Source organism: Embleya sp. NPDC050493 (genome assembly GCF_044458105.1).
Taxonomy (GTDB): Bacteria; Actinomycetota; Actinomycetes; order Streptomycetales; family Streptomycetaceae; genus Embleya.
The window spans coordinates 1-13583 of the sequence record NZ_JBITHP010000006.1 but is presented as its reverse complement, the minus strand read 5'-3'; the positions used below and the strand labels follow the sequence as shown (position 1 = coordinate 13583).

Below are 13583 nucleotides of genomic sequence, written 5' to 3'. Positions count from 1 at the left end.
CTACCTGACTGGATCCGGCGTCGCCAGATCCGCGTCCGCACGCGCGGTCGGCGGCCCGGATCGCGAACCGGCCGCCGAGCGCGCACCCGAGCCGCCGGCGCGGGGGCCGGGGGCGGTGGTCAGCTCGGGCGCGTGGACGGCAGGCCGAGCTTGCGGTGGTCCCAGGACACGATCCGGTCCGGGACGACCTTGATCACCACGCGCTTGTTCAGCATCATCTCCACGGCCGGGCGCATCTCCTCGGTGTACGGCGCCGCGTAGCGACCGAACACGCTCACCCCCAGCTCCCAGATCCGCTCCGGCTCCTCGACCACCTCGGCCTTGCCGACGATGGACACACCGCGCAGCTCCTCGTAGTACTCGCCCGCCTCGACCAGGCACGTGATGGTCGGGTTGCGGCGCACGTTGAGCACCTTCTGCGCCCGGGCCTTGCTCTCCAGGGCCACCTCGCCCTCCAGGAAGCCGTACCACATGCCGATCGAGTGGATGCTGCCGTCGGCGTTGAGCGTGGACATGGTCATCGAGTGCCGCTCGGCCAGGAACGCGGCCACCTCCTCGTCCGTCATCCGGACCCGATCGCGCTGCTTGACGCCGTGGCCCATGTGCTCGCCCATGCCGAACTCCTTCGCTCTCGCCCACCGGGGATTTTTATTGCCTGGGTCAAACATTGCCACGCCGCGAGGACGATTGACAGACCGTCAGTTCCGCTGCCGACCAACTCCCGAACCGTGATTGACAGTGCGTCAGGTCCTGCCTAGCGTCGGCGCCATGACCCGAACCGACGACTCCGAGGTGCCCGACTACCCGGCCCGACTCCGGCTCGACGGACGCGGCGTCGTCGTGCTCGGCGCAGGCCAGGGCATCGGCCGACAGACCGCGCACGCGCTCGCCCAGTCCGGCGCGCGGGTGTTCGCGGTGGACCGCGAACCGGACCTGGCGAAGGACATCGCCGCGGAGGTCGACGGCATCGCCTGGTCCGGCGACGCCACCTCGCGCGCGGACGTGACCCGGCTGTGGGCCGACGTCGAGGCACGGCTGGGCCGAGCGCACGCGATCGTCGACATCATCGGCATGAGCAGGTACGCCGACCTGCTCTCCACCACCGACGAGGACTGGACCTGGCACCAGGACATCGTGCTGCGACACGCGTTGCTCGCCCTGCAACTGGGCGGCGCGCACCTGGCCGCCCACGGCGGCGGCGCGATCACCTTCGTGGCCTCGGTCTCCGGCCTGACCGGTGCCCCGATGCACGCGGCCTACGGGGCGGCCAAGGCGGGCCTGATCTCACTGGTCCGCTCGGCCGCGGTGGAACTGGGCCCCGCCGGCGTCCGGGTCAACGCGGTCGCCCCCGGCGTGGTGTGGACCCCCCGCGTCTCCGCCTACCTCGGCGAACCGGGCCGCGCCGCCAATGCCGCCAACGCCCCCCTGCGCGACGTGGCCCTACCCGCCGACATCGCCGGCCCCCTCCTCTTCCTCACCAGCGACCTCTCCCGCTACGTGAGCGGCCAGACCCTGACGGTGGACGGTGCGGTGAGCGCCAAGTTCCCATATCCGCTGCCGGACATGGACGCGGCGCCGCACTGAGCGTGGTGTTGGGGGATCCCTCCTTCGGATGAACCCGGAAGGCGCGTCCGGGCGACTTTGCGCTGGTCGGAGGGCGTATGCCAAAACTAGGCCGTTTGGCTCAACGGTACGTCTCCAAAAGGTTGGAATATGCTCTTCAGGGATGGATTGGACCTGAGGAGCGAACGTGTCCGAGGCACTGATCGACATCGACGACGAGGCATTGGCCATAGTCGCTCGAATGCTGGGCACCACGACGACGCGCGACACGATCAACACGGCCCTACGACGAATGGCCGCCGCCGAAATCGAGCGTCGCACGGTAGCCATCGAGCGGATAAGAGAACTGGTCGCAGAGGGTGCCTTGAACATGGAAGTGCTCGGGTTGCCCGAAGAGTACGGGCCCCCGCAGGAATCGCAGTGAGCCAGGACCTGTACCTTGCGGACACCTCGGCGCTCGTGCGCTTCTACCGCGGGCAGACCAGCGAAGCATGGCATCAGCCATTCGCGGCCGGACGCGTCGGCCTGTGCGAACCGATCCGACTTGAGTTTCTCCGTGGCACGGGTGGACAGGCGGCGTGCGAGGCCCTCGACAAGCTCACGAAGGAGATGCTGCCCCACTTCCACGTACCTGATTCGGTATGGACCGACGCCGCAGCGCTGCACCTGCGTCTCAGGGAGAAGTCGCAGCATGAATGCGCAAGCGTCGTGGACCTCGTGGTCTCGATCACGGCGGCTCGACACAACCTCGTACTGCTGCACGCGGACCGCGACTTCGAGGTCATCGCTCAGCTCACCGGCCAACCCGTCGTACGGATCGACCACCGCTGACGCTCACCTGAGAGGATGCCGAGGAGGCTGACGGCAGCAAGTGGAGCGAGGAGTACGCGGTGTCCGATGTACGGCGTGTAGGGGTGGTAGGGGCCGGGCTGATGGGGTCCGGGATCATCGAGGTCTGTGCCAAGGCCGGGCTGGACGTGTTGGTGGCGGAGACGAGCAAGGCCGCGGCGGAGGCCGGGCAGGCTCGGGTGACCAAGTCGATCGATCGTGGGGTGAAGGCGGGCAAGCTCGCCGAGGCCGATCGGGACGCGGCGCTGGCCCGGATCACCTACACCACCGACCTGGGCGACTTCGCCGATCGGGACATGGTGATCGAGGCCGTGGCCGAGCTCGAAGAGCTCAAGACGCAGATCTTCGCCACGCTGGACAAGGTCGTGGTGCGCGAGGACGCGATCCTGGCCTCGAACACGTCCTCGATTCCGATCATGAAACTCGGCATGGCCACGGCCCGGCCGCAGCAGGTCGTCGGCATCCACTTCTTCAACCCGGTGCCGGTGCAGAAGCTGGTCGAACTGGTGCCCTCGCTGCTCACCGACGAGACGACGGCCGCCCGCGCGGAGGCGTTCGCGGGCGAGGTGCTGGGCAAGACGGTGATCCGCTCGCAGGACCGCGCCGGCTTCGTGGTCAACTCGCTGCTCGTGCCCTATCTGCTCTCCGCGATCCGGATGTTCGAGTCCGGCTTCGCCTCGGCGGAGGACATCGACAACGGCATGGTGCTCGGCTGCGCGCACCCGATGGGCCCGCTGCGGCTGACCGACCTGATCGGCCTGGACACGATCAAGGCGGTCGCGGACAGCCTCTACGACGAGTTCAAGGAGCAGCTGTACAGCTCGCCGCCGCTGCTGTTGCGCATGGTCGACGCGGGGCTGCTCGGCAAGAAGACCGGGCGCGGGTTCTACCAGTACTGAGTCCGGCCGGTCCCGGGGTCCGGACCCCGAACACGGCTCGGGGCGGTCCCGTGCGGGACCGCCCCGAGCCGTGTACGAGGAGGCTACGGAGTCCGCGCCCCGACCTTGTCGATCCGTACCGAGGCCGACTCGGAGGCAGACTCGGAGGCAATCGCCTCCGCGACCGCCGGCGCCCCCGGCTTCCCGGAGACCTCCGCACCCGCCGCGGGCGCCTGCGGTTCGGCCTTGGCCACCACCACCGCCTGCGCGGTCTGCAGCGGGACCTCCTTGATCAGCAGCACCGCGACCAGCGCGAGCAGGCCGAACGGCGCCGCGAACAGGAAGATGTCGCCGACCGCGTGGCCGTACGAGGCCTCCACGATGCCGCGCGCCGGCTCCGGCAGGTGGTGCACGTTCGGGATCCCTGCCCCGCCACCCGCCCCGGACTTCAGCCCGGCGTCGGACAGGTAGCCGGTGACCTTGGTCGCCATCACCGCGCCCAGCGCCGAGACGCCGACCGCGCCGCCCAGGCTGCGGAAGAACGCGACGACCGAACTGGCCGCGCCCAGCTGGTGGATCGGCACCGCGTTCTGTACCGCGAGCACCAGGTTCTGCTGGAGCGCGCCGACGCCCATGCCGAGCAGGAACATGTACCCGCCGAGCACCCACAGGTCGGTGTCCGCGCGGGCGGTGCTCATCAGACCCAGGCCGATGGTCAGCGAGATGCCGCCCATCACCAGGTAGCGCTTCCAGAAGCCGGTCGCGGTGATCAGCTTGCCGACCACGGTCGAGGCGAGCACCAGGCCGCCGATCATCGGCAGCGTCATCAGACCGGAGACGGTCGGCGACTTGCCGCGCGCGATCTGGAAGTACTGGCTGAGGAAGACCGACGAGCCCATCATCGCCAGACCCACCGCGAGGCTGCCGAGCACGGCGAGCACGATGGTGCGCTCCTTGAACAACCACAGCGGGATGATCGGTTCCTTCGCCCGGCCCTCGACCCGGATCGCCAGTGCGATCAACACCAGCGAACCGAGCACCATGGCCGCGGTCTGCCAGGAGATCCAGGCGTAGTTCTTGCCCGCGAGCGAGACCCACACCAGAAGCACCGAGACACCGGCGCTGATCAGCGTCGCGCCCAGGTAGTCGATGCTGACCTCACGCTTGACCACCGGGAGCTTGAGGGTCTTCTGCAGGATCACGATCGCGGCCACCGCGAACGGCACGCCGACGTAGAAGCACCAGCGCCAGCCCAGCCACGGGGTGTCCACGATGACACCGCCGATCAGCGGACCGCCGACGGTGGCGAGCGCGAACGTGGCGCCGAGGTAGCCGCTGTACCGACCGCGCTCGCGGGGCGAGATCATCGCGGCCATGATCACCTGCGCGAGGGCGGTGAGGCCGCCGACGCCGACGCCCTGGATCACCCGGCAGCCGATCAGCATGCTCGTGTTCTGCGAGAGACCGGCCAGCGCGGAGCCCGCGACGTAGATCACCAGGGCGAGCTGGACCAGCAGCTTCTTGCTGGTCAGGTCCGCGAGCTTGCCCCAGATCGGGGTGGTCGCGGTCATCGCCAGCAGCGTCGCGGTGACCACCCAGGTGTACGAGGTCTGGCTGCCGTGCAGGTCGGAGATGATCCGCGGCAGCGCGTTGGACACGATCGTGGACGACAGGATCGCCACGAACATGCCCAGGAGCAGCCCGGACAGGGCCTCCATGATCTGCCGATGCGACATCGGCTGCGCCGCTACCTCCGCGGCCGGTGCGTCGGTCATACCTTCCCCTTTGCTCTGCTTGCCTCGGATGCTCTGCGCCCGGACGCGGCTTCCCCACCCCCGACACTCGTTGCTTGGTACAACCATAGCGTCCTTTGTTGCTGCAAGCAACTTTCAAGAGATGGTCAAGTCGGCGCGCCTCACCGTGATCGAGTGATCACGCAAATAGCATCACCGCATGGCGAAGACCCCTCGATCCGGCGCGGCGGGCGGCAACATCGGCGGCGTGTCCTACCGCACGATCGGCATCGCGGCGATCGTCGTCCTGGCCGTCTGGTTCGTACTGGCCAACACCGATTCGGCGACGATCCGGTTCTGGATCCCCACCGTCGAAGCGCCGATCTGGATCGTTCTGGCCGGCACCTTCGCGGCGGGTGCGCTGACCGGCTGGTGGGTGAAGGGAAACCGCGCCTGAACGGCCCGATATCCTGGGCCGCATGCTTCGCTCCAGGCTGCGTCCGGCCGTATCCGTGGCGAGCCTGGTGACCGCCGGCGTGCTCGTCGCCGGTTGTTCGAGCACCGGTTCGCCGACCGCCGAGCCCACCTCGGTCACTCCCACCGGCTCGGGGACCACCCCGGTCGGCGCCACCGTGTGCGCCGGGATCCTGCCGACCTCGGCGGTGACCGCCGTGCTGCCGGCGGCACCCGCGTTCACCAACAAGGACCATCTGCCGCTGGAGCACTACCCGGTGCTGCGCTGCCAGGTCTCCGCGGGTGATCAGTCCTTCATCGGCTCGGCGTACCTGTTCAACATGGCGGGCGCCGAGCGGGTGCAACTGCCCGGGTTGACCACGACCGGGTCCGCCCCACTGGGCGACGAGGCCAACAAGCTGTACGGCATGGCCGGTGCGGACGACGCGTGGCTCGTGCAGAACTGCAAGGTGCAGAACGTCGAGCAACCGGTGCCGATGCTGGTGCGGGCCCGCACGATCGGACCGGCCGGCGCGCCGGCTCCGCCGGACCGGCGACAGCAGTTGGCCGATCTGGCCGTCGACCTCGCCAACGGTGTGGCCAAGGCGGCCGGGTGCGGTGCCGAGCCGACCCCGCGGCCCGGCAGGATCAAGCCCGCGGAAGAGCCGAAGCCGATCACCGACGCGCCCGTGTGCGGCATGCTCGAACCCGCCGCGCTCGGCCCCCAGGCCGCCGGCGAACAGCGTGCCCGCTGGACCGCCTCCGCCACTCCCTCGGGGCCCGGCGCGATCCAGGGTTGCGATCTGTTCCTGGACGGCAAGCGGGTGTTGTCCTTCGCCATCGTGCACGGCTACCTGGCTCCCGGCGCGGAGATCCCGGGCGAACGCGCCGCCCTGTCCGAGCGGCTGCCCACCGGCGGCGTACCCAACGACGCCCAACTCGCGGGCACCGTCGAGGGCAAGGTGCTGGGCATGTGCAACGACCACACCGTCGCCTACCAGCTCAGCCGGCACAACGGCGAGGATCCCCCCGGTCTGACCCTGGGCCAACCCACCGAGACGTTCTTCAAGGCCTTCGCGAACGGCGCCTCGCGCTGGGGCTACAAGTGCGACCCCATCGCCCCGAACGCCGACTGGCAGATCCGCCGCTGACCGACGACGGGGCCGCCGCACGGTATGCGTGCGGCGGCCCCGTCGAGGACGCTCCCGGTCGTGTCGGTGACGCGCGGCACGCCTGCCGGTCCGGCCGGATCGCGGCGCGGGCCGTCCCTCACGTGGGTGACGCCCGGCCCGGCACGACCGAGTCGCACCAGGCCCGGGTCACCCTCGTGAGGTAGACCGGCCGTCAGCGCACCTCCGCCGACTCCCGGGTCGGCGCCGGCAGCGACTGCGGCTGGGCGGTCTTGCCCTGTCCGCCGCCCTGTTCCGGCTTCGGCTGCTCCCCGCCCGCGGGCGGGAGGTCGGCCAGGAACTTCTTCTCGACGTCCGGGTTCTCCTTCAGGTAGGCCTTGACGCCCTCGGCGGCGGCGTTCGGCTTGCCGTCGAAGTCGACGAAGACCTTCTTCTCCAGCGGCCCGAGCACCGAGTCGTCCAGCTTGAGGTTCTTCACCCAGGTGTTCACCTCGGGGAAGTCCTTCGCGAAGCCCTTGCGGCCGATCGAACTGATCCAACCCGGCGCACCATAGGACTGCTTCGGGTCGGCCAGCGGCTTGATGTCGTACTTCGTGTACGCCCAGTGCGGGCGCCACATCGTCACCACGATCGGCTTGCCCGCCGCCATCTGCCGGTCCAACTCGGCGATCATCGCGGGTGTACTGCTCTTGACCAGGTCGAAGTCGAGCCCGTATTCCGGGATCAGCTTCTTCTCGGTCAGGTCCATGATGTTCGCGCCCGGCTCGATGCCGACGATCCGGCCGCCGAACTCCTTCTCGTGTCCCTTGAGATCCTCGACCGAGTTGTAGGGGAGGTTCTTCGGGACGGCGAGCTGCACGTCGACGTTGTTGTACCACTGCCCGATCTCTTCGAGCTTGGGCCCGTACTCGTCCATGTACTTCTTGTGCAGCGTGGGCAACCACGCGTCCAGGAAGAGGTCGATGTCGCCGCGCGCGATGCCCTGGAACAGCGGGCCCACGTCCAGTTGTTTGAGTGTCACGTCGTAGCCGCGCTTCTCCAACAACCGCTTGTACATGTTGGTGACCACGACGTCCTCCTCCCACGGGATCCAGCCGATCGTGATCTTCTTCCGACCGTTGTCCGTGGCGCCGAGTCCGAAGCCGCCCAGCAGGCCCGCCACGAGCGCGACCGCGACCACGCCGCCGACCGCGACGACCGGGCGCGGACGCCAGTCCAGCAGCCACTTGGGCGTGAAGCCGTCGGCCGAACGCTCGGTCGCCGAGCGCTTGGCCCGGGCCTCGACCCGCTGTCCGGCCGCGCTGACCGTACGGTCCAGGTAGATCGCGAGCACGACCACCGCGACACCGGCCTCGACGCCCAGGCCCACGTTGTTGTTCGACAACGCGCCGAACACCTCGCTGCCCAGGCCGCCCGCGCCGACGATGCCGGCGGTGACCACCATCGACAGCGACAACATGATGACCTGGTTGACGCCGGCCATGATGGTCGGCAGCGCGAGCGGGAACTGGATGTCCTTGAGGATCTTCCACTCGCTCGTGCCGAACGCCTCACCGGCCTCGACCATCTCCGCGTCGACGCTGCGGATGCCCAGTTCGGTCATCCGCACGCCCGGCGGCAGCGCGAAGACCACGGTGGCCACGGCGCCCGGTACCGCACCGATACCGAAGAACGTGATCGCCGGGATCAGGTACACGAAGGCGGGCATCGTCTGCATGAAGTCCAGCACCGGCTTGACCACGGTGCCCACCGCGCGGCTGCGCGCGGTCAGGATGCCCAGCGGGATCGCGATCAGCAGCGCGACCGCCGCCGAGACCAGCACCAGGGCCAACGTGGACATCGCCGGCTGCCACATGTCCAGGCCGTCGATGAGCAGGAAGCCCACCGCCGCGAGCAGCCCGAACAGCAGGCCCCGCACCGCCCAGCCGATCGCCGCGAACAGCACGACCACGGCCGGCAGCGGCGAGTCGGTCAGCCAGTCGGCGAGGTGGGTGATCGCGCCGCCCACCACGCTCTGGATGAAGTCGAACAACCACGAGAAGTGGTCGCGCATGAAGTCGACCAGGCTCTCCGCCCAGTCGCCCAGATGAATCCTAGGCATCGTCACGCACCTCGCCCTCGGGCACGATCCGCTCGCCGGCCGGAGCCGGCACCCGCGGGTCGATCGGGACGGACCGCTCCGCGGCGCCGGCGGGTATCAGCTTCTCCGAAGGCCCCGCGGGCACCAGCATCTTGACGCTGCCCGTGTCGGTCACGCCGAGCGTGCCGCCCTCGCTGTCGCCCGATCCGCTCTGCGCGGCGTTGCCGAGCGCGGCCAGCAGGCTCACCCGGGGAATCACCCCGACCAGTCGCATCGCCTCGTCCACCACCGCGAGCGGCAACCTGCTCTCCGCGCACGGCGTGAACAGCTCGGCGACCGGGGTCTGCGGGGTCACCGTGACCACGTCCAGGGTCGGATCGGGCCGGATGCTCCGGTCGCCGATCCGCGCGGCCTCGGTGACCGCGGCGTCGGTGACCGCGCCCAGCAGTCGGCGGCCGTTCTCGCGCGAGTCCACCACGAAGGCCGCCGTGGTCTGCGCCTCGCGCATCGTGCGCATCGCGACCCGGGGCCCCTCGCCGCACGTCACCGTGGCCCGCGAGTCCTCCATGATCGAACCGGCGGTCAGCACCCGGGTACGGTCCACGTCCGCGACGAAGGACGCCACGTAGTCGTTGGCGGGGTCGGTCAGGATGTCCTCGGCGGTGCCGATCTGAACCACCCGACCGTCGCGCATCACCGCGATCCGGTCACCGAGGCGCATCGCCTCGTTGAGGTCGTGCGTGATGAACACGATGGTCTTGTGCAGCTTCTCCTGGAGCTCCAGGAGCTGGTCCTGCATCTCGCGCCGGATCAGCGGGTCGAGCGCGCTGAACGACTCGTCCATCAGCAGGATGTCGGCGTCCGTGGCGAGCGCGCGGGCCAGGCCGACCCGCTGCTGCATGCCGCCGGACAACTCGCCCGGCGCGGACTCCTCCCAGCCGGCCAGGCCGACCAGGGCCAGTGCCTCGCGGGCTCGTCGATCGCGCTCGGCCGCCGGCACCCCCTGCACGGACAGCCCGTAACCGGCGTTCTCCAGCACCGTGCGATGCGGGAACAGCGCGAAGTGCTGGAAGACCATGCTGATCCGCCGGGCGCGCACGTCGCGCAACTCCTTGGCGGGCAACGAGGTCAGATCCCGGTCGTCGATGTAGACGGCGCCGGCGGTGGCGTCCAGGAGACCGTTGAGCATCCGCAGCAGCGTCGACTTGCCCGAACCGGACAGGCCCATCACCACGAAGATCTCGCCCTCCGCGACGTCGAACGAGACGTCGATGACGGCCGGGGTGGCATTGCTCTTGCGTACATCGTCACGGCTCTCGCCGGCGCGGAGTCGCCGGACCGCATCGTCGGCGCGCCGGCCGAAAATCTTGTACAGGCCTTCGGCCCTGAGTCTGGACACGCATACCTCGTCATTAGGGCCGCGGGGGAACGGAACCGTTGACTTCGGTTCCGGGCCGGAGCACCGCCGTGATGAGGGCACCGGCGCCGCGGGCTGTGGATGCGGGGATACGGCCGCCGCAAAAACGTCACGGCAGCGGCGCACGTCCGGGGTCGAACGCCTTCTCCGGGGCAGGCCCGGAAAAAGTTGTATCCCGCATTTGTTACCGGGCGTGACTTGCCCGAGCTATTCCGATGAGAAACATATGGAGATTCTCATCTCACGAACGCGTTCGCATATGTCCGAATCAATCCATTGATCACCCGATTTCAAGCGGCCTTTCGGCCGTGATCCCATGGTGATCATGACGTGATCACATCGACATATTCGTACCTCTCGGTCATCGAACGCGTACCCGACGCCGAAACGTCGACGTCCACCGTCGCACACGAACCCGCCATCGCCCGAATGGCCGTGGCGCGGCCGGGGCGCACATGCCCCATAGGGGTGACGTTCCCGCATTCTCCAGGTGACACACCGTCACCACGCGGTAACGTCCCGGCGCGAGAACGCAGACGGCGAACCCACTGTTGCACGCCCCCCTACCGATGGAGCCTTCCGTGTCACGCTTGCTCGACGTCAGCCCCGAGGTCCGCGCCGAGATCGGCGACGACGAGGCCGCCCGCCTGGTGGCCGGGGAGACCGGCCCCCAGACCTACGCGTGCGCCTCGTGCCGCGGCGAGGGCGACACCACCTCCGTGGAGACCAGCGCACTGTTGTATCTGGCCGAGGAGACCGCGGTGCTCGCGTTCGCGCACACGCGCTGCATCCCCTCGCAGGTGATCCCGGTGTCCGAGGCGGCGGTCGAGCCGCTGCTCGCGGCGCAGGCCAATCCCGGGCTCGCGGTGCAGACGGTGGTGCCGGGCGGGCCGGTGCCGATCTCGATCACCGGCAGCATGGTGGTGTGCGCGGGCGTGACCTACGCGGCGCTGGTGGTCGAGCCCGGGGCGGCCGTGGCCCGCCCGGGCACCCCCGGTGCGCAGGACGAGTTCCTCTCGCTGCTCGGCGAGCGCGGGTTCGCACCGATCGCCACGCCGGACGAGACCCTGCCGCCGCTGCTCGGCGGCTGGTCGGTGCAGATGACCGACGGCTACCTGACCGCGGTGCTCTTCCCCGGCGCGGGTGGCCGGACCGAGGCGTGGTGGCAGGCGCAGACCCCGGCCGAGGTGCCCGAGGCATGGCTGAACGCGGCCAAGACGCACGGCGTGGTGCTCCTGTTCGCCGCCCCGGTGGGCACGATCGGCATCCACACCGGCAACGACGAGTTGGCCGCAGCGCTGAGCGAGGCGGGTCGGCGCAACCTGCTGGCCGCCGGGTCCGTGCCGGTCAGCGGCATCTGAACGAGCGTCGGCGCGTCGACCCGGCGGGGCGGCCGGACGGGCGCCGCGGGCACGGGCGGAGGCGGCCGATTCCGGGCCGCCTCCCGCACTCCGATAGCGTGCCTGGCCTATGGAGCACTACGACGCGGCCTACGGCGACGAACTGGTTTCCCACGACCGGCGGCACATCTGGCACCCGTACGCGAGCACCGAGGGCGACGCGCCGCTGTTCCCCGTGGTCGGCGCCGACGGGGTTCGGCTGCGGCTCGCCGACGGTCGCGAGCTCGTCGACGGGATGTCCTCGTGGTGGGCGGCGATCCACGGCTACAACCACCCCGTGCTGAACGCCGCCGCGCACGCGCAGGTGGACACGATGGCGCACGTGATGTTCGGCGGGCTGACCCATCCGCCGGCCGTGCGGCTCGCCCGGCGGCTGGTGGAGATCACCCCCGAGCCGCTGAACAAGGTCTTCTTCGCCGACTCCGGCTCGGTCGCCGTCGAGGTGGCGCTCAAGATGGCGCTGCAATACCAGCGAGGGCGCGGGCGGCCCGAACGCACCCGGCTGCTCACCGTGCGCGGCGGGTATCACGGCGACACCTTCGGCGCGATGTCGGTGTGCGATCCGGTCGGCGGCATGCACCACCTGTTCTCCGGGGTGCTGCCGGCCCACCTGTTCGCGCCGATTCCACCGGCCGGGTTCGACACCGCGCTGCGCGCCGAGGACACCGCGGCGATCGAGGACCTGCTGGATCGGTACGGCTCGACGATCGCGGCCGTGGTCCTGGAGCCGATCGTGCAGGGCGCGGGCGGAATGCGCTTCCACTCCCCCGCGTATCTGCGCCGGATCCGGGAACTGTGCACGCGCTTCGGGGTGTTGCTGATCGCGGACGAGATCGCCACCGGCTTCGGCCGGACCGGCGCGTTGTTCGCGTGCGAACACGCGGGAATCGCACCGGACATCATGTGCCTGGGCAAGGCGCTCACCGGCGGCTACCTGACCATGGCCGCAACGCTGTGCACCGACGAGGTGGCCGAGACCATCTCGCGCGGCGAGGGCGGCGCCTTCATGCACGGCCCCACGTTCATGGCCAATCCGCTCGCGGCGGCGATCGCCGGAGCGAGTGTGGACCTGCTCCTGTCCACCCCCTGGCGGGAACGCGTAGCCGCCGTCTCCGACGGCCTCCGCACCGGCCTGGCCCCGGCCCGCGACCTCCCCGGCGTGGTCGACGTCCGCGTCCTCGGCGCCATCGGCGTGATCGAACTCGCCGCCCCCGTGGACATGGCCCTCGTGCAACCCGCATTCGTCGAACAGGGCGTCTGGATCCGCCCGTTCGGCAAACTCGTCTACACGATGCCGCCATACGTGATCACCCCGGAAGACCTGCGCACGGTCACCCGGGCCATGGTCGAGGTGGTCCGCACCCACACCTGATCCCCGCTGTGCCCACACATCGGGTCACCACGCCACGCCCACCCCCGGCGCGTCGGCGCCCCCGACCCACGCCGCCCCGCCTCGCCGCAGCCGCGACCCCGGGCACCCACCTCGGCGCGCCCCCGCCCCACCCCAACGTCACTCGATATCCCCGCAACCGGCGGGCGTTCCGGTCGTTGGGCCTGGTGTGTTCAGTTTCGACGACTCCATCAGCAGCCGGGCCCTCGGCCATCCCGTAGTCGCCGTCGGGGCTCCCGCGGCGCCCACCCATGACGTTCTGACGCCGATCTACAACGCGCTGGAGACCGAGTGGCGGCGGATGTTCCGCGCCGTCCCGCACGAGCGCTCGAACGAGGACTTCGCGGCGAGCCGGCCGTCCTACGGCGCACCCGCGGCCATCAGCCACTCGTACGCGCAGGATCCGCCGTTCCCGAACTTCTCGCTGCCCACCCAGGGCGGCTACACCACGTACGGCCGACACCGCGGCGCCTCCCTGGTGCCCGCCCAGCCCGCACGCGTCCCCGGCCCGCATGTCCCCGGCGGGCACGGCCACCTGCCGCTCTAGTGCGGCCGGGCCGGCGGGAAACGGCGGGAAACACCGAGGAGGGGGGGGGGGCGGGGGGGGGGGGGGGGCGGGGCGCGGGGGGGGCGGGGGGGCCGGGGGGTGGTGTGTGGGGGCGGGGGCGCGCCTAAAGAGAAAATACGTAG

The 13583-nt window shown here is 70.0% G+C and carries 13 protein-coding genes; 9 read left to right on the top strand and 4 right to left on the bottom strand.

The features are described from left to right. Positions 1-119: 119 nt before the first annotated feature. A complete protein-coding gene (locus ACIBM5_RS14305; RefSeq protein ID WP_391586937.1) occupies positions 120-614 on the bottom strand; it encodes a pyridoxamine 5'-phosphate oxidase family protein in 495 nt (164 codons plus the stop codon). 154 nt (positions 615-768) lie between these two features. On the opposite strand from ACIBM5_RS14305, the gene ACIBM5_RS14300 reads away from it, so the two are divergent. The 4 genes from ACIBM5_RS14300 (at position 769) to ACIBM5_RS14285 (ending at position 3311) form a co-directional block, all read left to right on the top strand. Beyond that, positions 769-1584 carry an SDR family NAD(P)-dependent oxidoreductase gene (locus tag ACIBM5_RS14300; RefSeq protein WP_396007120.1) on the top strand — a complete coding sequence of 272 codons (816 nt, stop codon included), beginning with the start codon at positions 769-771 and terminating at the stop codon, positions 1582-1584. 166 nt (positions 1585-1750) lie between these two features. Next, positions 1751-1987 (top strand): type II toxin-antitoxin system VapB family antitoxin, encoded by a 237-nt coding sequence (locus ACIBM5_RS14295; protein ID WP_396007119.1) that lies wholly within the window; start codon positions 1751-1753, stop codon positions 1985-1987. Continuing rightward, positions 1984-2394 (top strand): PIN domain-containing protein, encoded by a 411-nt coding sequence (locus ACIBM5_RS14290; protein ID WP_396007118.1) that lies wholly within the window; start codon positions 1984-1986, stop codon positions 2392-2394. The genes ACIBM5_RS14295 and ACIBM5_RS14290 overlap by 4 nt, the downstream gene beginning before the upstream one ends. Before the next feature lie 59 nt (positions 2395-2453). Continuing rightward, positions 2454-3311: a 3-hydroxybutyryl-CoA dehydrogenase gene (locus tag ACIBM5_RS14285; RefSeq protein ID WP_396007117.1), complete on the top strand. Its 858-nt coding sequence runs from the start codon at positions 2454-2456 to the stop codon at positions 3309-3311. An 83-nt stretch (positions 3312-3394) separates the two neighbouring features. Here ACIBM5_RS14285 and ACIBM5_RS14280 read toward each other — a convergent pair whose 3' ends face one another. Beyond that, positions 3395-5065, bottom strand: a complete 1671-nt coding sequence (locus tag ACIBM5_RS14280; protein ID WP_396007116.1) for an MDR family MFS transporter — start codon at positions 5063-5065, stop codon at positions 3395-3397. Positions 5066-5243: 178 nt separating this feature from the next. Between ACIBM5_RS14280 and ACIBM5_RS14275 the strand changes: the two genes are divergently transcribed. Both ACIBM5_RS14275 and ACIBM5_RS14270 read left to right on the top strand, forming a co-directional pair. Then, positions 5244-5480, top strand: coding sequence for a LapA family protein (locus ACIBM5_RS14275; RefSeq protein WP_396007114.1), 237 nt, complete (start codon positions 5244-5246; stop codon positions 5478-5480). A gap of 22 nt (positions 5481-5502) precedes the next feature. Continuing rightward, positions 5503-6627, top strand: coding sequence for a hypothetical protein (locus ACIBM5_RS14270; RefSeq protein ID WP_396007113.1), 1125 nt, complete (start codon positions 5503-5505; stop codon positions 6625-6627). A 193-nt stretch (positions 6628-6820) separates the two neighbouring features. On the opposite strand, the gene ACIBM5_RS14265 is transcribed toward ACIBM5_RS14270, so the two are convergent. Next, entirely contained in the window at positions 6821-8707 is a 1887-nt protein-coding gene (locus ACIBM5_RS14265) for an ABC transporter permease/substrate binding protein (protein ID WP_396007111.1), read from the bottom strand. Further along, positions 8700-10085, bottom strand: a complete 1386-nt coding sequence (locus tag ACIBM5_RS14260) for a glycine betaine/L-proline ABC transporter ATP-binding protein (RefSeq protein WP_396007110.1) — start codon at positions 10083-10085, stop codon at positions 8700-8702. Before ACIBM5_RS14260 ends, ACIBM5_RS14265 begins: the two co-directional genes overlap by 8 nt. Before the next feature lie 599 nt (positions 10086-10684). Here ACIBM5_RS14260 and ACIBM5_RS14255 point away from each other — a divergent pair. The 3 genes from ACIBM5_RS14255 (at position 10685) to ACIBM5_RS14245 (ending at position 13440) form a co-directional block, all read left to right on the top strand. Beyond that, the gene (locus ACIBM5_RS14255; RefSeq protein ID WP_391586929.1) at positions 10685-11464 is read left to right on the top strand and encodes a hypothetical protein; all 780 of its coding nucleotides are present in this window, start codon (positions 10685-10687) and stop codon (positions 11462-11464) included. 109 nt (positions 11465-11573) lie between these two features. Next, on the top strand, positions 11574-12875 hold the full coding sequence (bioA, locus tag ACIBM5_RS14250) for an adenosylmethionine--8-amino-7-oxononanoate transaminase (RefSeq protein WP_396007109.1): 1302 nt from the start codon (positions 11574-11576) through the stop codon (positions 12873-12875). Positions 12876-13062: 187 nt separating this feature from the next. Next, positions 13063-13440, top strand: coding sequence for a hypothetical protein (locus tag ACIBM5_RS14245; protein WP_391586927.1), 378 nt, complete (start codon positions 13063-13065; stop codon positions 13438-13440). The last annotated feature ends 143 nt before the right edge of the window (positions 13441-13583 follow it).